The organism is Arthrobacter sp. UYEF20 (assembly GCF_040546335.1).
Classification (GTDB): Bacteria; Actinomycetota; Actinomycetes; order Actinomycetales; family Micrococcaceae; genus Arthrobacter.
Map to the genome: position 1 here is coordinate 22,422 of NZ_JBEPNP010000016.1, position 23,668 is coordinate 46,089.

Annotated in this window: 21 protein-coding genes; 12 read left to right on the forward strand and 9 right to left on the reverse strand. The window is 64.5% G+C overall.

Annotated elements, in window-relative coordinates; all coding sequences use genetic code 11:
- Positions 1–300: 300 nt before the first annotated feature.
- The 4 genes from ABIB26_RS16840 to ABIB26_RS16855 all read right to left on the reverse strand — a co-directional run bounded on the left by ABIB26_RS16840 (position 301) and on the right by ABIB26_RS16855 (position 2,282).
- Positions 301–537, reverse strand: a complete 237-nt coding sequence (locus ABIB26_RS16840) for a hypothetical protein (protein ID WP_354245579.1) — start codon at positions 535–537, stop codon at positions 301–303.
- A gap of 123 nt (positions 538–660) precedes the next feature.
- A complete protein-coding gene (locus tag ABIB26_RS16845) occupies positions 661–930 on the reverse strand; it encodes a hypothetical protein (RefSeq protein ID WP_354245581.1) in 270 nt (89 codons plus the stop codon).
- Positions 914–1,357 carry a hypothetical protein gene (locus ABIB26_RS16850; protein ID WP_354245583.1) on the reverse strand — a complete coding sequence of 148 codons (444 nt, stop codon included), beginning with the start codon at positions 1,355–1,357 and terminating at the stop codon, positions 914–916. The genes ABIB26_RS16845 and ABIB26_RS16850 overlap by 17 nt, the downstream gene beginning before the upstream one ends.
- 307 nt (positions 1,358–1,664) lie before the next feature.
- Positions 1,665–2,282 (reverse strand): recombinase family protein, encoded by a 618-nt coding sequence (locus ABIB26_RS16855; RefSeq protein ID WP_354245586.1) that lies wholly within the window; start codon positions 2,280–2,282, stop codon positions 1,665–1,667.
- Between the two features lie 1,443 nt (positions 2,283–3,725).
- Between ABIB26_RS16855 and ABIB26_RS16860 the strand changes: the two genes are divergently transcribed.
- On the forward strand, positions 3,726–4,277 hold the full coding sequence (locus tag ABIB26_RS16860) for a flavin reductase family protein (RefSeq protein WP_354245589.1): 552 nt from the start codon (positions 3,726–3,728) through the stop codon (positions 4,275–4,277).
- A gap of 274 nt (positions 4,278–4,551) precedes the next feature.
- Here ABIB26_RS16860 and ABIB26_RS16870 read toward each other — a convergent pair whose 3' ends face one another.
- Positions 4,552–5,109 (reverse strand): NADPH-dependent FMN reductase, encoded by a 558-nt coding sequence (locus tag ABIB26_RS16870; protein ID WP_354245592.1) that lies wholly within the window; start codon positions 5,107–5,109, stop codon positions 4,552–4,554.
- 570 nt (positions 5,110–5,679) lie between these two features.
- On the opposite strand from ABIB26_RS16870, the gene ABIB26_RS16875 reads away from it, so the two are divergent.
- The 8 genes from ABIB26_RS16875 to ABIB26_RS16910 all read left to right on the forward strand — a co-directional run bounded on the left by ABIB26_RS16875 (position 5,680) and on the right by ABIB26_RS16910 (position 14,227).
- A complete protein-coding gene (locus ABIB26_RS16875) occupies positions 5,680–6,021 on the forward strand; it encodes a YegP family protein (protein ID WP_211881908.1) in 342 nt (113 codons plus the stop codon).
- 478 nt (positions 6,022–6,499) lie between these two features.
- Complete coding sequence (locus ABIB26_RS16880) at positions 6,500–7,384, forward strand: AAA family ATPase (RefSeq protein WP_211881907.1); 885 nt, start codon at positions 6,500–6,502, stop codon at positions 7,382–7,384.
- Positions 7,385–7,387: 3 nt separating this feature from the next.
- Positions 7,388–8,491: a vWA domain-containing protein gene (locus ABIB26_RS16885; RefSeq protein ID WP_354245595.1), complete on the forward strand. Its 1,104-nt coding sequence runs from the start codon at positions 7,388–7,390 to the stop codon at positions 8,489–8,491.
- Positions 8,484–9,650: an XdhC family protein gene (locus ABIB26_RS16890; RefSeq protein WP_354245597.1), complete on the forward strand. Its 1,167-nt coding sequence runs from the start codon at positions 8,484–8,486 to the stop codon at positions 9,648–9,650. The genes ABIB26_RS16885 and ABIB26_RS16890 overlap by 8 nt, the downstream gene beginning before the upstream one ends.
- A gap of 90 nt (positions 9,651–9,740) precedes the next feature.
- A complete protein-coding gene (locus ABIB26_RS16895) occupies positions 9,741–10,253 on the forward strand; it encodes a (2Fe-2S)-binding protein (protein WP_211881901.1) in 513 nt (170 codons plus the stop codon).
- Positions 10,250–12,619, forward strand: a complete 2,370-nt coding sequence (locus ABIB26_RS16900) for a xanthine dehydrogenase family protein molybdopterin-binding subunit (RefSeq protein ID WP_354245600.1) — start codon at positions 10,250–10,252, stop codon at positions 12,617–12,619. The genes ABIB26_RS16895 and ABIB26_RS16900 overlap by 4 nt, the downstream gene beginning before the upstream one ends.
- The gene (locus tag ABIB26_RS16905; RefSeq protein WP_354245603.1) at positions 12,616–13,470 is read left to right on the forward strand and encodes an FAD binding domain-containing protein; all 855 of its coding nucleotides are present in this window, start codon (positions 12,616–12,618) and stop codon (positions 13,468–13,470) included. Before ABIB26_RS16900 ends, ABIB26_RS16905 begins: the two co-directional genes overlap by 4 nt.
- A gap of 22 nt (positions 13,471–13,492) precedes the next feature.
- Positions 13,493–14,227, forward strand: coding sequence for an SRPBCC family protein (locus ABIB26_RS16910; RefSeq protein ID WP_354245605.1), 735 nt, complete (start codon positions 13,493–13,495; stop codon positions 14,225–14,227).
- Positions 14,228–14,534: 307 nt separating this feature from the next.
- On the opposite strand, the gene ABIB26_RS16915 is transcribed toward ABIB26_RS16910, so the two are convergent.
- Positions 14,535–14,687 (reverse strand): hypothetical protein, encoded by a 153-nt coding sequence (locus ABIB26_RS16915; protein ID WP_354245608.1) that lies wholly within the window; start codon positions 14,685–14,687, stop codon positions 14,535–14,537.
- Positions 14,688–15,005: 318 nt separating this feature from the next.
- Between ABIB26_RS16915 and ABIB26_RS16920 the strand changes: the two genes are divergently transcribed.
- The gene (locus ABIB26_RS16920) at positions 15,006–17,501 is read left to right on the forward strand and encodes an ATP-dependent Clp protease ATP-binding subunit (protein WP_354245610.1); all 2,496 of its coding nucleotides are present in this window, start codon (positions 15,006–15,008) and stop codon (positions 17,499–17,501) included.
- 622 nt (positions 17,502–18,123) lie between these two features.
- On the opposite strand, the gene ABIB26_RS16925 is transcribed toward ABIB26_RS16920, so the two are convergent.
- The 3 genes from ABIB26_RS16925 to ABIB26_RS16935 form a co-directional block, all read right to left on the reverse strand.
- Positions 18,124–18,891 carry a hypothetical protein gene (locus tag ABIB26_RS16925; protein WP_354245613.1) on the reverse strand — a complete coding sequence of 256 codons (768 nt, stop codon included), beginning with the start codon at positions 18,889–18,891 and terminating at the stop codon, positions 18,124–18,126.
- On the reverse strand, positions 18,888–19,271 hold the full coding sequence (locus ABIB26_RS16930; protein ID WP_354245615.1) for a hypothetical protein: 384 nt from the start codon (positions 19,269–19,271) through the stop codon (positions 18,888–18,890). Before ABIB26_RS16930 ends, ABIB26_RS16925 begins: the two co-directional genes overlap by 4 nt.
- Positions 19,272–19,813: 542 nt before the next feature.
- Positions 19,814–20,455 (reverse strand): AAA family ATPase, encoded by a 642-nt coding sequence (locus ABIB26_RS16935; RefSeq protein ID WP_354245618.1) that lies wholly within the window; start codon positions 20,453–20,455, stop codon positions 19,814–19,816.
- 621 nt (positions 20,456–21,076) lie between these two features.
- On the opposite strand from ABIB26_RS16935, the gene ABIB26_RS16940 reads away from it, so the two are divergent.
- Together ABIB26_RS16940 and ABIB26_RS16945 are read left to right on the forward strand one after the other, a co-directional pair.
- Positions 21,077–22,006, forward strand: coding sequence for a CAP domain-containing protein (locus tag ABIB26_RS16940; RefSeq protein WP_354245620.1), 930 nt, complete (start codon positions 21,077–21,079; stop codon positions 22,004–22,006).
- Between the two features lie 364 nt (positions 22,007–22,370).
- The gene (locus ABIB26_RS16945; RefSeq protein ID WP_354245623.1) at positions 22,371–23,597 is read left to right on the forward strand and encodes a hypothetical protein; all 1,227 of its coding nucleotides are present in this window, start codon (positions 22,371–22,373) and stop codon (positions 23,595–23,597) included.
- Positions 23,598–23,668 lie beyond the last annotated feature (71 nt).

Consider the following 23,668-nt stretch of genomic DNA (forward strand, 5'->3'; position numbering starts at 1 on the left):
GCCGGGGCTGGGTGCAACCATCTGAATTGATGCATGTGTTGAGGAGCGGACGGCGCTGATCGTCTAGTCCGAGCAGGTCGAGCCATTCACCATTCCGCCTTCATGGCAGTTGCCGAGATTCATGACCATGGCCTCAGCCCTATGGTGCAGACAACCCTTGGTACTCTGTGCGGCCGACTTCTGAAAATGACCAGACATCGTGACGGGAGGGCGATCGGCGGAGCACCATGGGAATTCGGCAAGTATTCTGGCCCCAACTAGGACACCCGACAAAACCTGAGCGTCGGATATTCCACTAATTCACAAGCCCCTAGTTGCGTCATCGTGGGATTTCGCCTGGATAAAGAGCCTGTCCTCCTCGGAGAGCAAGGTCTCTCCGTGGGTGTCGGTGTCGGTGTCGGTGTTTTCGCCGGTTTCGGTGTTGATGGCGGTCGTGATGGTGCGCGGCACGATCACGCATCCCGGGTTGTCGATGAACCATTGCCGGGTGGCCGGAGAGAGCCGTTTCCACTGTTCCTTGATGTGCATGTCAGTCATTTCTGCCTCGTAGGGGTTCGGTTCGGATCAAGAGTCTGCGCCGCAGGCGTGTGCATGACGGTACGGGGCAGGAATGCCTGCTCCGGTGTGCCGGCCGGACCCGGGACGGTCCTGCGGGGCGGTTCAGCCATTCCAGGTCACCGTGATGGCCTCACCGGATGCCAGGGCCGTGACGTGCAGGGACAGATCGAGGCCACCGGGTGCGCGGCAGGAATCAGAGCCTGTCGTGTCCGCGATCTGCTCGATCAGCAGGCTCACGGCACGGGCCAGGGCCCGGCCCCAGTCAGCGGGACGGGTGCTGGAGGCGTGCACGGTGACCGTCTGCCCCACCTCTCCCCCGCCGGTCCGGGTCAGGGTCTCTGCTGCCGGTTCCGGCTCAGGGGCTGTCTGCACAGGGAATCTCCATCCGGAATCCGCAGCGGCAATGCAGGACCCGGGTGCGCAGATAAACCTCCAGGTGTCTCTTGCGGGTCCGTCCGGCCGGGACCGCCGTGGCGGTCAGGGAGCGCCCCGCCGTGGTGCCGGTTCTCATGGGTTCACCGCAGTGGAGGTAGGGTCCGTGCTCGTTGTCGGGGACTTCCGGCGGGAACTGGCGAAGAATCGACGGGTCGATGCGGCCGGAAAGGACATCGTGGGCGTGGAACCCGTCACATTCCAGGCAGGTGTAGCTGACCTCGATGGAGGTGCCCGGCCAATTGGCGGAGCCTCCCACGGTCTCGATAAACAGATAGGCATCCGTCCCGCACGCGCTGCACCACGGACGGGTGCTGCTGCCGCGGGGTGCATTTCGGCGGGACGGTAACCGGGAAGCAGGCGCCATTGCCTTATCTCCTTGATCAGGAACTGCCGGCCAGCGGCCGACAGGTAGCCCCATTGTAGGAGGCACTCCCGCCCCCGTCCACGGCCGGGGTGCCTTGAGGTGCAGGACCGCGCGGCAGGCCGCGGCGATGGCTTTCGGGACCGGCGGCGGGCTGGGGCGAGCCACGAGGCATGGGGGATCCTTCGGTGCTCTACCGCCGCCGGCCTGCGTCAAGTCTACGTTCCGGAGCCAGCCGGCCGTTAGGGCGGTTGAGCGGGCCTCTTCGGTTCGCCGGGAGCGCCTATAGGGCCCAGTACTCCTGACGGTGTCATGAGGTGCCAGTGAGTTTGCGCTCCGTGGTGATAGGGGTGGCTGTCAGTGTTTGTTGGTGCCGGTACAGGGTGGCCCGGGACCAGCCGACCAGCTGGGCGGCCTGTTGCGCGGTTTTTCCTTCGGCGCGGGCCGTGGCGACGATCTGGAGCTTTTCGGCGGTCAGCGCGGGGTTGATTACTGGGCGCCCGAAGATGGTGCCGGTGGCGCGGGCGGCTGCGATGCCGGCGTTGACGCGTTCTGTGATGAGTTCGCGTTCGTACTCGGCCAAGGTCGCGAGCATGTTTAACATCAGGCGTCCGGTATTGGTTTCCGGGTCTATGCCGTCGGCGATCGAGCGGACCTTGATCCCCTTGTCCCGGAGCCCGTTGACGGTGTTCAGAACATCGAGCAGTGACCGGCCGAGCCGGTCGATGCGCCACACCACGATCGTGTCACCGCTGTGGGCGTAGCCCAGGAGCTTTTGCATGCCGGGGCGGCTTTTGGCTTCCTTGCTTCCGGAGGTCACATCGGAGTAGATGTCCCGGGCCAGGACACCCGCAGCGGTGAGCGCGTCGCGTTGGAGCCGGTCGTCCTGGCCGGCGGTGCTGATCCGGGTGTATCCGAGAAGTGCCATGACCGTAGTCTGTCCCATAAACCCCTAAAGACGTGCGTGAGACACAGCGCTCTATGAGACGACTTGTCAAGACATGGCGGTTCCGTGCCGCGGCGCGAAATTTCCCCGTCTTCCTGGGGCCCGACCGGGGTGTCTTGAAAATCTAAAGCTTTGCAAGACACTCCACGGATGTGCCATTGCTCGGCAACGGCCGTCGAGCCTACCCGCCCAGCTCTCGTCGTCGTCAGGACAGTGCCCAGGCCCAAGAGCTTGTGTGGGTCCGGAACGCAGGAGAGCGCGTCCAGCAGCGTGGCCAGCGTGACGCCCGGGTCCATTGTCACCAGCCGGCTGCTCCAGCCGGCCAACAAGGGTCTGGATGGGCGAAGACGGGCATGCCGGCATCAGCGCCACAACCCCGCACACGACTTTGCACCAGCCCTGGGTGCCGAGTCGGAGCAGGGCTTAGCGTGGGATTTTTTCCGTTTCCAGTAACCCAGATGAGATTGACATAGACACAGCATCGGGTTGGTTGACTGTTCCTGATGCGCCGTCAAGGGCACCGACGTGGCACTCCGTGAAACGCATCTGACTCACCGATGGCGGTTCTCAGGCGCTTCGCTGTGCCGCTGCCGTCCCGGATCGATAGGGTCTCACACCTGCCTGTGAGCCGCCGCGCAGCAGGGCCGTCACCGGCCGGGCGCTGCTGCCAGGATAGTCACCGGGCTCGGCAATGCTGGGGGCCGCGCCCGGTGACCAGACCCGAAGTGCGCGGACACCGTGCAACATCAGGACGGGGCAAGTCTGGTCGAAACTCCTTGTGAAAACCCCGAACGTAGACCCCGCCCGCGGGCAATGCACCCACCCCACGCCGGGGAGGGTCGTCCGCTGCGCGGCGGGCTGTGGGTGGCCGCGTCGGCAGGACTCCTCCGGTCGCGGTCGTTGTCTGCTCCCGGCAAGGTTTGAAGGACGTGCCGCCGTTCACCGTATGCGGTTACGAACGTTCAGGCAATGAGTCCGGGGCCAATCAATGCCTGGACTTCCTCGCTTCGGTTCCTCAAGCGCCGACGCACCGTTGACGAAAAGCCCGCCTCAAGCCGCTCAAAGGCCGTTACTGGCTCGCCGGGGGCTCCTCGGGGCCGTCTTCGGCTTCGGTCTTGTGGCGGGCCTCCTGCTGATGCTCCTCAAGCTTCTGTTCCGCATCCCGGCGACGCTGGCCCACGGTGCGCATCCCCTGGGTGGGCGGCGCTGCCTGATGTTCTCTGCTTGCCGGCGCCCGGTCATTCCTTCCCGCTCCATCAGTGGCGGGGGGCGCCGGACCTTTGTTTTCACTTTCGCTCATGCAGGCATGGTCCCACGATGCAGCCACGGGAAAAAGCGGCGCTCAACGCAGAAGGTTGATGCAGGGATGTCCAGTGCATGGAATAACAGCACTCCTATGGTTCGGCGCGTGAAACGATGTACTTTATGGAGAGTCCAGGGACGTTGGACGCGCACCGCCTTGACGGCGGACAGCCCTCCCAGGCGGACATCGATCTGTACCGCGTGCTCAGCGCGGACATCTCCGCCGGCGTCGCTGTGGTTTCCACATCCCTGCGCAAGCGCGACTACGCGGCAACGGTGACTGCTTTTCTCTCCGTCTCCTATGACCCTCCCACGATGCTGGTCAGCCTCTACGCGGGCTCACGCATCGGCGAAGCGGTCGCCGCGACGGGTACATGGGCGTTGAGTCTTCTGCGCAGCAAGCACCAAGGCGCGGCGGACTGGCTGGCCAGTCCAGGGACCCCGGTTGAGGGCCTGCTGGCCCAGGTCCCGTACCGCCGTGGCCCGGCCACCGGATCGGTGATCCTCGACGGATCGATCGCGTACTTCGAGCTGAGAACGGTTGCCATCCATCCGGCGGCTACACATCTGCTCGTCGTAGGAGAGGTAGTTGCGTTGGGCGGTGACGCTCCGGGGTCGGAGGTACCGGACCCGCTAATACATTTTGCTTCCGCATACCACCGCCTGGCGCTTTAGAAGCTGCCCGCCCGGATGTACTAACCGGTACGTTGGTGACGCGTTTGGTGGGTGAGGCGCCTTTGAGTGCCGTGTGGGGCCTGTGGTGATTGTAGTGCTCGATGAAGTCCTCGCTTGGGGGCGGTGCCGAAACCACAGTTACAGCAGAGTCCAGTGGTGACATCGCCGTCGTCGCGGCAGGCGGCGCCGACGAGGGAACCGTTGCTACCTGCCGGACGCATCCCGTCGGCGGATGCTCCGGGAGGTTCCTGCCGTGCTTTAGCCGCTTTCTCCTTCAGGGGCGCAGCGTTTTGAGGGCGCCGGCCCACGCGATGACCTGGTCGAAGACCGGTCCCAGGCCCTGCACCGCCAGGGGCGACGGGGTGAACGTGGTGTAGTTTTCGAACTCCGTGGCCAGTGGCAGGGAGACCTGGGCGCGGACATCGGCCATCTGCACTTCGGCGGCGATCTGCCGCAGATGTTCCACCGCCCGGGTCCCGCCGGCGCTGCCGTAGCTGACGAAACCGACAGCTTTGTTGTTCCACTCCCGGTAGAGGTAATCGATGGCATTCTTCAGTGCCCCCGGCACGGAGTGGTTGTATTCGCCCGTGACGATGATGTATCCGTCGAAGGAGGCGATGACCTGCGCCCAGGCCTTCGTATGCTCGTTCCGGTACCGCCCGCGGGAGGGCGGGAGCGGTTCATCCAGCAGCGGTAAACCAAAGTCGGCCACATCGACAAGTTCGAACTGTGCATCAGAACGCTTCTTCGCCTGCTCATAGACCCAGTCCGCGACGGCTTTCCCGACCCTGCCCGGGCGGGTGCTTCCCAGCACGATGGCTATCCTCACCATGGCACCTCATCTCCTTGCTTCCATGGCAGCCTGTACCCGTTAAAACACTGTGGGAAGGGCGCTTCTTCCCCTGAGACGGTCGCTGGAGCCATCACCGGACCCCGGGGGCTGCGCAGCACGTTTGCGGTGTCTCAGATACTTGGAAGGGGAACTTCAGGAGATGAAGCGAAGAAACGCCCGAAATCACCCGGAAAGGTGTTCCTAAAGCCCGGTTCAAGAGTCCGACCCGATTCATGTCTCCAGAGATAGCTGCTGAGGCGATGAAGTCGATCATGCCCGGCTGTCCGTCGGCTTTCGTTGGCCATTAGTCGCAGTTCGAATTGGCCGACTCTCAGAGGGTGCTTTCACCCCGGCATGGAATCACGTCGAGACGTTCGACGGCCGGGTCCGACGGTGCGCGGCGGAGCCGGTCCTTGGCCGGCGGGTTCTGTTCTTCTCCGTGGTGAAGGTGGCGGGTCCGCGCGTGCGGGTGCTGGGGGCGTGCCTGCCCCTGCCGGAAGCCTTTGGCCACTGGCGCAGTACCAACCCGGGGCTTGACAGACTTGTGTGCCCGCCTCCAGGAGGACCGCAATGACCGGAACTTTCGAACTCTTCGTTGACGAGGATTTTGGCTACAGGTTCACGCTGAAAGCCCCCGACGGAACCGTGATGGCCCTCTCCAGGTCCTTCCCGGACAAGCAGGCTGCCGTGAGCGGCATCAGTGGGGTGCGCGAGTATGCGGGAATGGGCCTGATCACGGACCTGTCCGAAACCGTCCACCCGGCAGCAGGAATCCCGGCCCGCAGCTCCCGGCACCGGACAAATCGTCCGGCCTTCCCCGGACAGCCATTCCACCGCCAGGCTGCGATCAGTGGCCGCGCGGAGCCTGAACAGGGTTGCCTGATCGCCCGGACCGGACCCGCGGACACCTGACACCGCTGCGGGCGTCGTCGTCTCATTCCAAGGATCTGGAACACCGTGTATTGACGGTCGTCGGCCTCAATGACGGGTAGCACCGTCGTGGCGGTCAGGGCTTCCACGGTTTCCAACCGGCGGGCGCGGGAGTCAGTGTCGGTTGCCGCATATACTCGTGCGTGGAGCTAGGCGATAGTGATGATGCAGACAGCCCTTCTCCGCCAGGTTATTTCGGTCGAGCGGGCGCCCGGATTCCAGAGCGATGAATACGCTGGTGTCCAGGATCGCCCGGATCATCGGATAGGGCCGAGATCGTCGGCCGTGTCGCCGGCGAGTGGTCCTAGGTAGTCAGGCAGCTTTGGGTTGCCGCCGTGATGAACTTCGTCGTGATCGGCCTCGTCTCCGTGACCACGCGGCAGCTGCATGATGTGTTTCCCCACTGGCGACAGGCCTCGAATCCCCGGACCCCGTCGATCAGTGGCCCTATGCTGGTGCCATGACGCAGACGTCGATCAGCTCCGCCGCAGAACTGGCCGAAATGCTGGCGTCCACCGGCTACCTCGCCGATGAAGGCCTGGCCACGATCGGCTACCTCGCCCTGGGCATGGAACGCCCGCTGCTGCTGGAGGGGGAACCAGGTACCGGCAAGACCTCCCTGGCCGAGGCCCTCGCGCAGGCCCTTGGGCTGCCACTGATCCGGCTGCAGTGCTACGAGGGAATCGATGCCACGCAGGCGCTGTACGACTGGGACTTCACCGCTCAAATTCTGCATCTGCGCAGCGTGGAGGCCGGCGGTGGGGCGGGGTTGAGCGTGGCCGAGCTGGAGCACTCGCTCTACGACAAACGATTCCTGCTTGCGCGGCCGATCCTGAAGGCGCTGCAGCAGAGCCCTGCCGTGCTGCTGATCGACGAAATCGACCGTGCCGACGACGAGTTCGAGGCATTCCTCTTGGAAGTGCTCTCCACCTACCAGGTCTCAATCCCCGAGTTCGGCACGGTCAAGGCAGACACCGCGCCGATTGTCGTGCTCACCTCCAACCGGACCCGTGACGTCCACGATGCACTCAAACGGCGATGCCTTTATCACTGGATCGACCACCCGGGGCTGGCCCGCGAGGTGGAGATCGTGCGCACGCGGCTGCCGGAAGTCCCCCCGCTGCTGGCCGAACAGGTGGTACGCGTGGTCCAGCAGATCCGGGCTTCCGACGACATACTCAAGCCTCCCGGCGTGGCCGAAACTCTGGATTGGGCCCGGGCTCTGCACCAGCTCGGCCGGGCCGAGCTCGACCTGGCCTCGGCCGCGGCGAGCATCGGCGCGCTTTGCAAGTACCGTGAAGACACCGAGCGGGTATCGGCAGCCATGGCCCGGATGCTCGGCTGACTGATGGCGGCCGCGGAGCACAGCGCCGAGGAGATCCTCCTGGCATTTGCCGCTGCGGTGCGGTCGGCCGGGGTGATGGTGACCGCGGACCGGGCCCGCAGCTTCGTCGATGCCGTAGGCAGGCTCGCCCTGGACCGCCGCGCCAGCGTTTTCTGGGCCGGCCGGGCAACTCTGTGCGCCTCGCCGGACGACTTGCCGACCTATCAGCGGACCTTCGAGGCCTGGTTCTCAGTGGAGCATTCCTCCGCCACCCGCGTCTCACCGTCTGCAACGTCCGTCAGCGGGGCCTCTTTGGACGACGACGGCGGCGGCCGGGAGGACGGCCGGAACCAACTGAGGGCGATCGCCAGCCGCCGGGAGCGGCTGAGGCACCGGGACGTGGCGACGCTGGATGACGCCGAGCGGGCGTTGCTGCACCGGATGTTCGAGGAGCTGCCGGTGCGGTTGCCGACCCGGCAGACCCGGCGCAAACACCCGGACCGGCACGGCGACGTCGATCGGGTGCGGACCCTGCGCGACCAGCTGCGCCGCGGCGGGGAACCGGGTCCGCTGCGCCGTGCCCGGGCGCCGCGCAAACCACGCCGGGTTGTCTGGCTGATCGATGTTTCGGGCTCGATGGCACCCTATGCGGACAGCCTGCTGCGGCTCGCCCACCGGGTCGTGGAGGCCGCCCCGCATCAGGTGGAGGTCTTCACCCTGGGCACGCGGCTGACCCGGGTGACCGGCGCTATGCGGGTGCCGGACACCGAAAAAGCGCTTGCCCTCGCGGGCCGCGCCGTACCCGACTGGTCGGGCGGAACCCGGCTGGGGGAAGTGTTGCGGGTATTCAACGACCGCTGGGGCCAGCGCGTGGTGGCACGCGGCGCCGTCGTCGTCATTGCCAGCGACGGTTGGGAGCGGGGCGACCCCGCCCTGCTGAGCCGCCAGACCGAGCGGCTGCATCACCTGGCGAGGCGCATTGTTTGGTCCAACCCGCATCGGGGCAAAGTGGGATACGAGCCCATACAGCGGGGGATTACGGCGGTGCTGCCGCACGTTGACTCCTTTATAGGGGGGCACTCAATGCAAAGTTTCGAGGAATTGTTGGACGTGCTTGCCAATGCGTGAGGTCTTGGATGATCTGGTTGCCGCGATACGGGCCGGCCACACCGTGGGACTGGGTACGGTGGTGCGTACCTTCCGGTCCGCGCCGCGGCCGGCGGGGGCAGCAATGATGGTCGACGCCGACGGCCGCGCGGTCGGGTCGGTGTCCGGCGGCTGTGTCGAAGGTGCGCTCTACGAGTTGGCCACCGAGGTCTCCCACGACGGTCGGCCGGTGCTGCAGCGGTACGGCATCACCGACGACGATGCGTTCGAGGTCGGCCTGACCTGCGGGGGGATCCTGGACGTCTTCGTCGAACCGGTCTCCACCGAGACCTTCCCGCAGTTGCCGCAGGTGGCCGACGACGTCGGCGCCGGCCGGCCGGTGGCCGTGGTCACCGTGATCGAACACCCGGATCCGGCCTGGCTCGGCCGCCACCTGGTGGTCCGCCCGGACGGATTCAGCGGATCCCTGGGCAGCGACCGCGCCGACCACGCGGTCTGCGACGACGTGCAGGGCCTGCTGGCTGCCGGCCGCAATGCCACCCTTAGCTATGGGCCGGACGGCCAGCGGCGAGGCGAGGGGATGCGCGTGTTCGCGGTCAGTTTCGCCCCGCACCCGCGGATGCTGGTGTTCGGCGCGATCGACTTTGCTGCCGCCGTCGCCAAACAGGGCAGCTTCCTCGGCTACCGGGTCACGGTCTGTGACGCGCGTCCGTTATTCGCAACGGCGTCGCGTTTCCCTCAGGCGGACGAGGTGGTGGTGGAATGGCCGCACCGCTACCTGCAGGCGCAGATCGGCGCCGGCCAGGTGGATGACCGCACGGTGATTTGCGTGCTCACCCATGATCCGAAATTCGACGTGCCGCTGCTTGAGGTGGCGCTGCGACACAACGTGGCCTACGTGGGGGCGATGGGGTCCCGGCGCACCCACCACGACCGGCTGGAGCGGCTGCGCGAGGCCGGCCTGACCGAGGCCGAATTGTCCAAACTTTCCAGCCCCATCGGTCTGGACCTGGGGTCCCGGACGCCCGAGGAGACGGCCGTCTCGATCGCCGCCGAAATCATTGCGCTGCACTGGGGCGGGGAAGGCGGACGATTGAGCAGCATGGACGCGCGGATCCACCACGAGCCCATGGCCGACCCCGACCATGAGGACGCAGCGCACGAACGTGGGAATCCCTGACCCGCAACCCTTCGGCTTGATGTAACGTGTGACACATCAAGACTGGAAGCCGGGCAGCCGGGCCCGTCCTCCCAGCGAGAGGAGATCTCAATGGCGAGTTCCAAAACGATCACCGTCGAAGTCGACAATGTGAGCTATACCGACGACGTCGAGCCGCGGCTGCTGCTGGTTCAATACCTGCGCGAACGGCTAGGGAAGACCGGGACATTGATTGGCTGCGACACCAGCAACTGCGGCGCCTGCACCGTCCATCTGGACGGCGTCAGCGTGAAGTCCTGCACCATGTTCGCTGTCCAGGCCGATGGCCACCGGGTCACCACCATCGAAGGCTTGGCCCGGGACGGGAAACTCGCCCCGCTGCAGCGGGCCTTCCACCAATGCCATGCGCTGCAATGCGGCTTCTGCACGCCGGGCATGATCATGCAGTCGGCGTCCCTGCTGGAAGAAAACCCTCACCCGTCCGAACAGGAAATCCGGGACGGTCTGGAGGGGAACCTGTGCCGGTGCACCGGGTACCAGAACATTGTTGCCGCGGTCCGGGCCGTCGCGGAGGGCACGGTGTCCTCGGACAGCGACGAAACGGAAACGGCAGGTGTGGCATGACCACCGCCGAAGTCGGCAGGGCCCGCCTCCGCAAGGAAGATGCCCATCTGATCACCGGGCGCTCCAGGTACACCGACAACATCACGCTGCCCGGCATGCTGCATCTGGCGATGGTACGCAGTCCGTTCGCCCACGCGAAGATCACCTCGGTCGACGTCGCCGCCGCGAAGTCCTCCCCCGGCGTCGTTGCGGTGCTCACCGGAGCCGACGTGGCCGCCGAGCAGGGCAGCCTGCCCAACGCGTGGCCGATTACGCCCGACCAAAAGGCCCCCGCGCACCCGGCGATCGCCGTGGATGAGGTTGCTTTCGCCGGCGAGGTGGTTGCCTGCATCATCGCCCGCAGCGCCGCCGCCGCCCGCGACGCCGTCGAGCTGGTCGACGTCGACTACGAGGAGCTGCCCGTCGTCCTGGATCTGGAGGAAGCGGCGAAGGACCAGGTGCTGGCCCACCCGGGCCTGGGCACCAACAAATCGGCCACCTGGGTCTTTGACTCGGGCGAGGCCGGCACCGGTAAACCGATCCGTGAGGCACTGGAGGGCGCCGAGGTCCTCATTGAGCGTACGTTCTACCAGCAGCGGCTCATCCCGTCGTTCATGGAGCCCCGCTCGACCGTAGTGGACCCCACCGGTGAGCAGATCACTGTGTGGTCCGCCACCCAGATACCGCACATTCTGCGATTGATGCTGGCGCTGACCCTGGCCATCCCGGAAAGCAAGGTGCGCGTGATCGCCCCCGACGTCGGCGGCGGCTTCGGCGGAAAATTGCAGGTGACCCCCGAAGAGGCCATTACCGTGCTGGCGGCCCGGCACACCGGCAAGCCGTGCAAATACACCGAGACCCGCAGCGAATCCCTGATGGCGGCCCACCACGGCCGGGCCCAGGTACAGCGGCTGAAGCTCTCGGCCACCAAGGAGGGGATCGTCACAGGACTGGACGTTAATCTGCTGGCGGACATGGGAGCCTATCTGGGCCTGGTCACCTCCGGCATCCCGATCCTGGGCGCCTTCATGTACAACTCGATCTACAAGTTCCCGGCCTACCGGTTCGAATGCACGAACCTGTTCACCAACAAGGCGTGGACCGACGCATATCGCGGTGCCGGACGTCCGGAAGCCACCTTTGCGATCGAGCGGATGATGGACGAACTCGCCGCCGAACTGGGTCTGGACCCGCTTCAGGTCCGGGAAAGGAACTGGATCAAACACGAGGAATTCCCGTTCACCACCGTTGCCGGGCTCGAATACGACAGCGGCAACTACGAGGCGGCGACCGCGAAGGCGCTGGAGCTCTTCGGCTACGATGCGCTCCGGGCTGAGCAGGCCCGGCGCCGCGAAACGAAGGACCCAGTCCAGCTTGGCATCGGCATCTCCACCTTCACCGAAATGTGCGGCCTGGCGCCGTCCCGGGTGCTCGGTGCGCTCAATTACGGCGCCGGCGGCTGGGAGCACGCCCAGGTGCGCGTGCTCCCCACCGGCAACATCGAGGTGGTCACCGGGTCCTCCTCCCACGGCCAGGGCCACGAAACCGCGTGGAGCCAGCTCGTGGCGGACAAGCTCGGCGTGCCGTTCGAGAACGTCGAAGTGCTGCACGGCGACACGCAGATCTCCCAGCGGGGCCTGGATACCTACGGATCCAGGTCGCTGACAGTCGGCGGCATGGCGGTGCTGGCCGCTGCGGACAAGGTGATCGAGAAGGCCAAGGTCGTGGCCGCTCACCTCATGGAGGCCAGCGAAGACGACATCGAGTTCGCCGATGGCAGGTTCAGCGTGAAGGGCACCGATCAGTCGACGGCGCTGGGTGAAATCGCGCTGGCGACTTTTTCGGCACACAACCTGCCGGACGGGTTTGAGCCGAACCTGGATTCCGACGCGACCTTCGACCCGCAGAATTTCTCCTTCCCGCACGGCACCCATCTGGCGGCCATTGAGGTGGACACCGAGACCGGACGGGTCTCGATCCGCAAGTACGTCTGCGTGGACGACGTCGGGGTTGTGGTCAATCCGCTGATTGTGGAGGGCCAGGTGCACGGCGGTCTGGCACAGGGAATCGCGCAGGCACTCTATGAAGAGGCTGTGTACGACGACGCCGGAACCCTGGTCACGGGCTCGTTTGTGGACTATCTGGTTCCCGGCGCACCCGACCTGCCGCACTACACCACGGCACGCACCGAGACGCCCTCGACCACCAACCAGCTGGGGGCCAAGGGGGTCGGGGAGGCGGGTACCATCGCCTCGACGCCCGCCATCGTCAACGGTGTTCTGGACGCGGTGCGGCATCTGGGCGTGAAGGACATCAGGATGCCCTGTTCGCCGTCCCGTGTGTGGGCCGCACTTGAAGAAGCCAAGATGACCGGAGGTGTCCGATGATTCCGAGCGCATTCGACTACGCCGCGCCCAATACCGTCGCGGAGGCGTTGAGCCTGCTGGCCTTGGCCGGCGACTCGGGGAAGCTGCTGGCCGGCGGGCAAAGCCTGATCCCGGTGATGAAGCTGCGTCTTGCCGACCCGCAGATGGTGATCGATCTGGGCCGGGTTGAAGGGCTGGCCGGGGTGCGCGAGGACGGGGATGCCCTGCTGATCGGCGCCATGACACCGCACCACCAGGTGGCCACCGACCCGCTGGTGGCCGCCTATGTGCCTTTGCTGGCAAAGGCCGCGGCAACGGTGGCGGATCCGCAGGTCCGCCACCGCGGCACGTTCGGCGGCGCCCTGGTGCATGCCGACCCGGCGGGCGACCTGCCCGCGCCGGTGTTGGCCGCAGAGGCGACGTTCATCCTGGCCGGCCCGGGCGGGGAACGCCGGGTGGCCGCCGCGGACTTCTTCCAGGGCTACTTCACCACCGCAATCGCCGAGGACGAGATTCTGACCCACGTGCGGGTGCCGAAGTACACCGGCTGGGGCGCGCACTACGAGAAGTTCACCCGGGTGGCCCAGCAGTGGTCCATCGTCGCGGTCGCCGCGATGGTCCGGGTGGAGGGCGGCACCATCGCCGAGGCCCGGATCGGGTTGACCAATATGGCCAGCACTCCTGTGCGGGCCACGGCGGTCGAGCAGGCGCTGGCGGGTGCTCCGCTGACCCGGGACGCGATCGCGGCCGCCAGCTCGCACGCATCCGAGGGGACCGATCCGGCCAGCGATCTCAATGGCGACGCAGCTTACCGGCGCCATCTTGCGGAGGTTTTGACCAGGCGGGCGGTCGTCACGGCCGCGGGGCTCTAGCGGAACACGGCGAGAGGCAGACGTGGAACTCAAACATCACTTCGTCGTTCCCGGTTCGCTGGAGGACACCTGGCATTCCTTCAACCAATTGGAAGATATCGCGCCGTGTTTCCCGGGAGCGGCTCTCACATCCGTGAGCGGCGACCGGTTCACCGGAACGGTCAAGGTCAAGCTCGGACCAATCGCCATGATGTATGCCGGCACCGGTGAATTCCTTGAACGCAACGAGGATTCGCACACCGTGGTCATTGCCGCGACCGGGAAGGACAAGCGCGGCAATGGCACGGCAGGTGCCACGGTGACAGCGGTGCTGACGCGGGATGGCGACGGCACCGCCGTGGACGTGGCCACCGACATGAACGTCACCGGCAAACCGGCCCAGTTCGGCCGGGGTGTCATCCAGGACATCTCGGACAAATTGCTGGCCCAATTTGTCCAGTGCGTGGTCGGGAAAGCGGGCGGCGGGGAGGCCGGGCAGACCGCGGAACCGGCAGCCGGGACGACCACGGGACCTTCGGCGACAGCACAGGACACCGTGGAACCAGCCGAGCCCGCCTCCACGGGCCCGCGGGCCGCGCCACCGGTAACCCGGCCTTCGGCGGGAGAGCCTCCGTTCAAACCCCAGTCCGTGCCGGCGGCCGAATTGGACCTTGGCTCGACCATGTGGCCGATACTGGTGCGCCGTTTTGGTCCTGTCGCGCTCTGCGTCGTCGCCGTACTGGTGCTCATCGTCTGGCTGGCTCGCCGACGCCGCTAGGCTGGCGATCCGCCTTATGCGCACGTGCTTTCCGACGCGACATCGTCGCAGCAGCCGACGACCGTCAAGAACCTGTCCCCCGCCCAAATAGGCAGGACAGATTGACAGTAGGCCACGGTCACTCACGTTTTACTCACCTTTTCCAACTAAATGCAATGACCAGCGATGACATGCCACCGAATGGAGGATCTTCGTTCAGGCCCGGAAATTCTTTGAAAGGAGTATCGCGGGAGGTTTCTTCACGAACTCATTCAAAACGGCTACGACGCGCATCCCCGCGGTACCGGCGGAGACGGAATTCGGATCCTCAGGTGGGAGGACGGACTTCGCAGACGACCCCACCCTGGACGGTGACCTTTTCCAGCAGCATCCGGGCCTTGGCCAGCCGTTTGGCGGATCCGGATCGCTCCAAGGCCTGCTCCCTGAACTCGGGCGGCACGTTCGACGCCCAGCGTTCCATGAGGGCTATTTCGTTCGAAATTGCCCATTTTGCGGGCGATGATGCAGCAGTCGTCCGTCCACCCCGGCGCGGGAGCTGCCATCGGGTCCCTTGGCGACAGCCATGGAGCGCCAAGAATCATCACCGTCAAGATGCCCGCCTGGGCTGTTTCGTGGAATCATTTGGTTTTGCCCGGATAGCCGGCTGAAGTTTCGGGCCCTGTTTGGCCGTGGTCACCGTCAGGAGCTCTGCGCAAAGGGCCTGGATCTGGCGCGAACACCCCAAGGGGGCCTGAGGCGACGTAGCATCAAGGTAGGCGGCAGCCAGGAGTGTGGCGAAATGTTTGAGCGATTTACGGACCGTGCCCGTCGCGTGGTTGTGCTTGCCCAAGAAGAGGCACGCATGCTGAACCACGGTTACATTGGTACCGAACACATCCTGTTGGGTCTGATCCATGAGGGTGAGGGTGTTGCCGCCAAAGCCCTCGAGTCGTTGGGCATTTCGCTCGACGGCGTCCGCGAGCAGGTGCAGGAGATCATCGGCCCGGGCCAGCAGGCCCCGTCCGGGCACATCCCCTTCACCCCGCGTGCCAAGAAGGTGCTGGAGCTCTCGCTGCGCGAGGCCCTGCAGCTGGGACACAACTACATCGGCACCGAGCACATCCTGCTCGGCCTCATCCGCGAGGGTGAAGGCGTGGCCGCCCAGGTGCTGGTCAAGCTCGGCGCGGACCTGGGCCGCGTCCGCAACCAGGTCATCCAGCTGCTCTCCGGCTACCAGGGCAAGGAATCCACCGGCGCCGGCCCCGGCCAGGACCAGGCCGAAGCGACTCCCGCCGGTTCCGTGGTCCTGGACCAGTTCGGCCGCAACCTGACCCAGGCCGCGCGTGAGAACAAGCTGGACCCCGTGATCGGGCGCGAATCCGAAATGGAACGCGTCATGCAGGTGCTGTCCCGCCGCACCAAGAACAACCCGGTGCTGATCGGCGAGCCGGGCGTCGGCAAGACCGCCGTCGTCGAGGGCCTGGCGCAGGCGATTGTCCGCGGCGACGTCCCGGAGACTCTCAAGGACAAGCAGCTGTACACCCTGGACCTCGGGTCCCTGGTGGCCGGTTCCCGGTACCGCGGTGACTTCGAGGAACGGCTGAAGAAGGTCCTCAAGGAGATCCGCACCCGCGGCGACATTCTTCTGTTCATTGATGAGATCCACACCCTGGTGGGTGCCGGTGCTGCCGAGGGTGCCATCGATGCGGCTTCGATCCTGAAGCCGTTGCTGGCCCGCGGGGAGCTGCAGACCATCGGCGCCACCACGCTGGATGAGTACCGGAAGCACATCGAGAAGGATGCCGCGCTGGAACGCCGTTTCCAGCCGATCCAGGTCAAGGAACCCTCTGTCGCCGACGCGATCGAGATCCTCAAGGGCCTCCGTGACCGGTACGAGGCACACCACCGGGTCACCATCACCAACGGCGCGCTGGTTGCCGCGGCGAATCTCTCGGAGCGTTACATCTCGGACCGGTTCCTGCCGGACAAGGCGATCGACCTGATCGATGAGGCCGGTGCACGGCTGCGCATCCGCCGGATGACGGCCCCGCCGGAGCTCAAGGTCTTGGACGAGAAAATCGCCGCCATGAAGCTGGCGAAGGAGTCCGCGATTGACGCCCAGGACTACGAGGGGGCCGCGTCACTGCGCGATGAGGAGCAGAAACTCGTGACCGTGCGTAAAGCGAAGGAACGCCAGTGGAAGACCGGCGGGCTGGACGACATCTCCGAGGTCGATGAGGAACTGATCGCCGAGGTGCCGGCGAATTCCACCGGTATTCCGGTCTTCAAGCTGACCGAGGAGGAGTCCTCCCGCCTGCTGAAGATGGAAGACGAGCTGCATCAACGTGTGGTGGGCCAGGAGGAGGCGATTAAGTCGGTTTCGCGGGCTATCCGCCGCACCCGTGCAGGCCTGAAGGACCCGAAGCGTCCGGGCGGTTCGTTCATCTTCGCCGGCCCCACGGGCGTCGGCAAGACCGAGCTCGCCAAGGCCCTCGCCGAGTTCCTGTTCGGCGAAGAGGACGCACTGATCACCCTGGACATGTCCGAGTACTCGGAGAAGCACACGGTGTCGCGCCTCTTCGGCGCACCTCCGGGCTACGTCGGTTACGACGAGGGCGGACAGCTGACCGAGAAGGTCCGCCGCCGTCCGTTCTCCGTGATTCTCTTCGACGAGGTCGAGAAGGCGCACGCGGACCTCTTCAACTCGCTGCTGCAGATCCTGGAGGACGGACGCCTGACCGACAGCCATGGCCGGGTGGTGGACTTCAAGAACACCGTGATCATCATGACCACCAACCTGGGCACCCGCGACATCTCCAAGAGCGTGGCCACCGGCTTCCAGTCCGGCACGGACACGCAGACCGGCTACAACCGGATGCGCGCCCGCGTCACGGAGGAGCTCAAGGCCCACTTCCGCCCCGAGTTCCTGAACCGGGTTGACGACGTCATCGTCTTCCCGCAGCTGACCCAGGACGAGATCATCGAGATCGTGGACCTGATGATCGGCCGGCTGGAGCAGCGGCTTGCGGACAAGGACATGGGCATCGAGCTCACCACCGCAGCCAAGGTGCTCCTGGCCACCCGCGGCTACGATCCCGCGATGGGCGCCCGGCCGCTGCGCCGCACCATCCAGCGCGAGATCGAGGACCAGCTCTCCGAGAAGATCCTCTTCGGCGAGCTGCACGGCGGCGACATCGTGGTGGTGGATGTGGACGGCGAAGGCGACGACGCCAGGTTCACCTTCGCCGGCAACGCCAAGCCGCGGATCCCGGACGCACTGCCCGCCGCGAGCTAAACGGAAAACCGCCGCTGGCCACCGCCGAGGCGGGCTGAAATCCGGTGTCCCACCTCATTGTCCTGCAGGCCGCACAGGATCGGCACGGGCAAATTCAGGCCCCTACCATCACCTTCCAAGGCTTAGCGTGGTATTTTTTCCGTTTTCTGAAGCGCCCCGCGTGTGGCCGAGAGAGTCACACGCGAGCTCATCAAGATTCGCCTCGCGCAGCTGGGCTACCTAGAAGCGGCTCTCAGCCCAGCGAATCGCGGCGTGCTTCGCCTCGCCCGGCGTCAAGGCCTCGACGACCAGCTCAGACTCATCGCTCCTATGTCTTCATAGAGAACCGCAATCCAAGCCGCTGAACCGGGGTACGACAAGGACTGGCCACACAGATGGACTATGTTCCGACTTACCGTGATCTCGTTTCCCCGCAGACCGGTCCTACCGAACTTCGCGGATTTGTGATTTTACCGGCCGACGCTGACCGCCGATCTGATGCAACTCCCGCAGATAAATCGAGTTTCCACGTGGACTGTACGCCGACAACGGCGCCGACAACGGCGCCTACGACGATGGGTGGATCCGCGGACGGACCTTTGGCCAGGCCTACTGGCCTCAATGGTCTGTCGTCGACGGTGCTTCAAAAGCAGCGGATTCCCAGTCGGCCGGCAGCAGTCTTGAGGGCGTCAGACCGCAGGCCGATGCCGGTTCCCGACGCCACCCGGAGCGTGTCCGCGCCGAGCCCGCCGTCCCGGCGGCGGAGCCAGTACGCGAAGCAGTCCCCGCCGAACTTGCTGGTGTACCTGATCCCGGACGGATGCGTTCCGTCATCCAGCACCAGCTCGCGCATCCAGCCGGCGATGCGTGTGGTGACCTCCCTGTTCGGCGCATGGATCTCTGCCAGTGTCACGTCCGTGCAGCCGGTCGCGGCGTGCAGGTCCTCACCCAGGACGCGGCGGATCGTGGCAATGGTGTCGGGATGACCGATGTCGATCCAGGATTCGGGCGCGCCCAGCTCCAGGCGGAAGAGCCGGCGGCGGTTCCGCCATTGCGCGGGAAGGCAGCCGCGCCCCATGTAGGAACCTTCCTCCCATTCCTCGGCGACCGCGGCCAGGAACTCCTCCAGCGTCAGACCGAGTGCGGCCGCATCCTTTTCAAGAGGGTTCCCGGACCCCAGCTTCTGCGCGAAGAGCGACAGGACTTCCTGGAAGGCCGTCTCCGGCGTCGACGCCAGATAAACCGTGGATCCGGTCGTGTCGAAACGGCCCCACGCGACACGGTCCGAGCCGGCAGACCTCGAGGGCGGACTCAGTGCCCCGTAGTCCCCCACCGCCACGCGATAACCGACGCTGAAACCATCGTTCAACCACAGACCTGTCCGGGTGCAGAGCCGGCCCTCCGGGCTCATGCGTCGTAGACGTCCTGCAGGAACGCGGTCACCGCGGCCGTGACTTCCTTGTGCCGGTCCTCACGGATGGCGGTGATCGGGGTGTCCTCCCCCAGCCACGGGTTTCCCCCGATAAACCAGGCCCGGGCCACATGATCCGACTCGGCATCAGCGAGATACCCCCACAGTCGGTGGGCCAGGCGAAGACGGTTCTCAAAGGCCGGACCGGGCGTAGGGCCGCCCTGTTTGGCCCACCGGATCGGCTGCTTCGCGTCCTTCGACCCCGACAGGGCAGCAACAAGCGTCGGGCCCAGATGCGTGTTCAGCCGGCGGACAAGCTCATGGATGTCCAGCCGCGCCGTCTCCATGTAGCCGCTGTTGATCACTGTAGCGATACTCATACACCCAGAATACACCCCGAACACACCGGAAAGGGTGCTTGAGCCAAACACGGGCAGGACTCTGCGTGGAGCCGCCCGCCAAACGCACAAAAGCTTGTCAACGCGTGATCAGGCCTGACACCAGCTCCTCAAGGGGGCATGTCAGGCTTCTTCAGCGCCTATGTAGCCAGCAATGCTCTGACAGTCTGCTTCGGTCGAGAAAATTTAGTACCAAAGTAGTACTAAAATAGTACTACTTTTTCTCGAGGTCGGCAATGGCCGGCCAAACGATCCTGTTCAGAATGTACTGAATACTTCGTTCTTCCTGGGCACACACAGCCTTGAGCCGCATGTGATCCGTCGGGGTCATCTTAAAGTTGAATCCAACGGACGTCGGTTCCTTCGCAACGGGCTTAGAACGCGCCGGCCATTGAGCCGCTGGCACGGCAGGCTCCTTAGCCTCGGCTGACGGCTCGGGAGCTGTCGTCGCGCCCTGGCTGAATGCCTCAATCCGCTTCTCCAGGTCCGGATCCACCGCTTCCCTGCGTCGATTGGGCGTAACTCTAGGCAAGGCTCATCATCTCCTGTACGAGTACCTGCGTTTCAGCCTTTGCTTTGGAATCGTTCCACTCCACCACTCCCCTACCCAATGGCATGACGTCCATGTAGGCGCTGCGCTGATACATCGTCGTATCGAACAGAGGCAGCTCGGGATAGTCGCCGAGGATATCCTTTGCGTCATCGAGCTTCTTGCTCATTGAATGAGTAGGCGCCTGTGTGAACAGTCCCCTCACCAAGAGCTCCGGATTGAAGTCCCGGAATGCGCCCAGCAAGTCCACGAACTGCGGGAGAGTGTCGAGATCAACGGGAGACGGCTTCATCGGGACCACTAGGAGATCCGACGATGTTGCAGCCGTCCTCATTTCCTGGCTGTCATAACCTCCGACATCAACGAGAACGACGTCGTAATTGGTGTCCAGCTCCTGCAACGTACTGCGAAGGTTTCCCTTCTTCTGAATGCCAATAATGGCGGCATGATCTGGGCTCTGCTTCTCCCGATCGCCAATCCAGTTGGCAGTCGTGCCGATGGGGTCAGCATCGACAACAATCGTTTTGTAACCCAGGCGTGTTAGTTCCGCAGCTGCATTTACCGTGGCAGTGCTCTTGCCCACGCCACCCTTTAGCGAACCTATCGTAATGATCATTTCGTCTCTTTAACTTTCAGTAAGCAACTCGTATCAAAACCAGTTCAATACTAATATTGTTGTGATTCACAACCAAAACAATACCAACATGGTTGTAGTGTTGTACTGTTTTAGTACCAAACTGGTACAACCTTACCTCAACATCCCAGCCCAGAACCGATTCAGGCCGGTATGGGGGCTTGAGGACCAATGCTCGGAAAAGTCACGCTTAGACCGGTGTCGGGAAAGGATCGCCTAACGACACCCGGCCGCGAGGAACAAACCCGGTAAATCCCCGTCGATAAGCCGTGTTGGGAATCAACGACGGAAAACTCTACTGACAACAGAATCGACGTGCTCAAAACAAAATTGCCGCAAGATCAGGGAAGACCAATCACTAGCGTGACTTTCCCGAGGGTTGGTCCGTTGAACCCGGTACTGGTCAGGCCGACGGCGAGGGCTGCCGACAGGAGGACGATTTGAAGACTGCAGATACTCATGACACCCATGTGTACGGCGCAACTGGAAATTGTTACCGTTTCCAGAATCGGTTACAGCCCGGCGGCATCAGGCACCTAAATGGAAGGCCGAGCCGTGTTAGGCTCCGGTTGGCCGACGGAATATCGTTAGGTGGGAAGTCTAATGGGGGAAATGATGAAAAAACGTCGCCGAAAACTCTTGATAGCAACCGTTATTGCTGTCAGTATTTCTTTGGCTGGCATCTCACCGGCCATTGCCTCCCCCGCCGCCATCAGCGTTTCCGCCGCGAAGCCTTTCACTGCTCCTGCAGTGACGATCAATAATCTGCTGAGTTCAACGACTGCGAATGCTTCCGCGAAACGCCTGCTCAGGCCCTCCTACACGGTCGGCAAAGGCGCCACTGTTGTCAGCGCACGCCTAACCGTCGTCACCGCTGCCGGCAAGGTCATCACGCCAAGTGCGACCAGCGTGAATGTCTCACCCGGCTCTTACCGGGTGACGACCACAATCCGGTACACGTACAAACAGGGCGGCAGCACTAGCACTATGACGGTCTCCAGTCTTCAGAACCTCGTGATCTGGGTGGCAAAGCCTGTTCCGGCAACTTCCTATACCGAGGTTTTCAACGGGCTCAATGCTCTTCGGGTGAAGAAGGGGCTTCCCGCGCTGAAGAGCAACCCCGCCCTCAACGGTTTGATTGCTGTATGGGCGAAGAGCCACCAAGCGGCCGGCAACCCAATGGGCCAGATGGCCGGGCTGGACCGACTGACGGGTCCTTCCGTCTACGGAGGCAGCTCGGTCTCCCTGCCCAAGTGGGTGGTCAACGACCTGACGTCCGAGCCGTGGTTTTCGAAAATGCTCTACGACCCTGGCTTCAACACCCTTTTCGTGACCACACAGGTCGTCGACAGGCGAAAGAAGTGCATGTCTATTTCGCCCATATTTCCTAACACCTGGCCGGGGCTGCGTCGTTCCTACCGCGGAGTCGCCAGGAACAACTCCTGGCTCACCCTGCGCACGGCAGGGCTGAACCTGCGCAGGATGGTCAATCTCGGACTTGCCAACAAAAGCGGAACCTGGGCCATCAGCTAAAAGGCCCCGGAAAGCCGCCGGGCAACCCGCAGCACACCCGCCAGCGCAGCCCCAAGAGCCACTCCGCAAAGCCTCCAAGCTCAGCCACCACAAACCGCGAACCGCCGCCAGACGGACACCCGAACCGCCCCAGGCCCGTCACCGACAAGCACTCCCGGCCAGATCGACCTTTGTTCAGCAGTGTCCTAGGGTCGTCACGGTGCAGGTGAGCAGCCATTCCCCCTGCTCCGGCAGGGACGGGTCGGCCAGAGCTGTAATCGGCTGGCACGCCGGGCCGCCGGGCCGCGCGCATCGGCGCTTCCCAGTTACTATGTCACTTAGACCCTCTGCCGGGTGCCAGCGGAGGCTGAATATTGGGGGAAAATTGAAGAGAGTAGTTCTACGCCTCGGTGCTGCCGGGACACTTGCCGCACTGGCGGTCTCAGCCGTCGGTATCCCGGCCAAGGCCGCCGACCAGCCGGCAAAGCCCGGGATCTCGACCGAGGCCGCGGCCCTGTCCGCACTCAAGACACCGAGCTACGTGGAGATCGGCAGCAACCCTGAGGTCGGGGCGAATTTCGTGGCCAGCTACGGAAGATACGACAACAAGGTTCCAACCAAGGACACCTACCAGTGGTTCCGGAGCGGTGTTTCGGTTCCAGGCGCCACAAGCGTCACCTACCGGGTCACCGCGGCCGATGTGGGCAAGAAGCTCAGCTACCGAGTCACGCTGTCGGCCGCCGGGTACCGGTCGGTCAGTGCGACGTCGGACAGTACCGCCGCCGTCCCGGCCGTCACTCCCGCACCGATCGTCACCGGCACAGCCTCTCCCGGGAACATCCTGCGCGGCACTCAGAAGAGCTGGGTAATGGCCGTCCCGGTGGTCATGAAGTACCAGTGGCTTCGCAACGGCAACCCCATCCCGGGCGCCACCGCCCTGACCTACAAGCTCACGACGGCGGACCTGAACACCCTGATCGTGCTGCGCACCCAAGGGATCGCCACCGGCAAGGTGGCCGCCAGTTCCTACTCTCTGCCGGTCAAGCCGTCCACCCTGAAGCCGCTGGACATTTCACCTCAGCACCCCTTCGGCGACCCGCGCAACCCTAAGACCGGTCCGTTCACGATCGGCGTGCTGCAGTCCGGCGATACCCTACTGCTCTCAAACCCGGTGTGGAAACAGGCCGGAGTCAAGAGCAGCATTCAGTGGCTGCGTAACGGAGCTGCAATCCCCGGCGCGACCGGCCCGAGCTACGCCGTCACGTCCGCCGACGTTGGCAGCAGGCTCGCGGCCATTATCACCGGCTCCCTGAAGGGTTATGCGGACACCATCGTGGTGGCTAACGTGCCCACGACCGCCGTTGCGCCGGAACCGGCCGCGGGCTCCGTGCCATCCATGACCGGCGACGCCAAGGTCGGGTCTGTTCTGACCGCCGCCTGGAAGAAGGACCCTAAGGCGCGATTCATGTGGTGCCGCAACAATCAGCCCATCAACGGCGCCAACGGTGCGACCTACAAGTTGACGGCCGCTGACAAGGGTGCACTGATTACCGTCATCGGGATGGGGACCGCATACGGGATCAAGTTCAGCCCGGGGGTCGTCGCCCGCTGATCCGTCGAAAGGGCCAATTGCGCAGCGGCCTGCTGCGCAATTGGCCCTTTCTGCGCTAGGAGCCCGCGGGC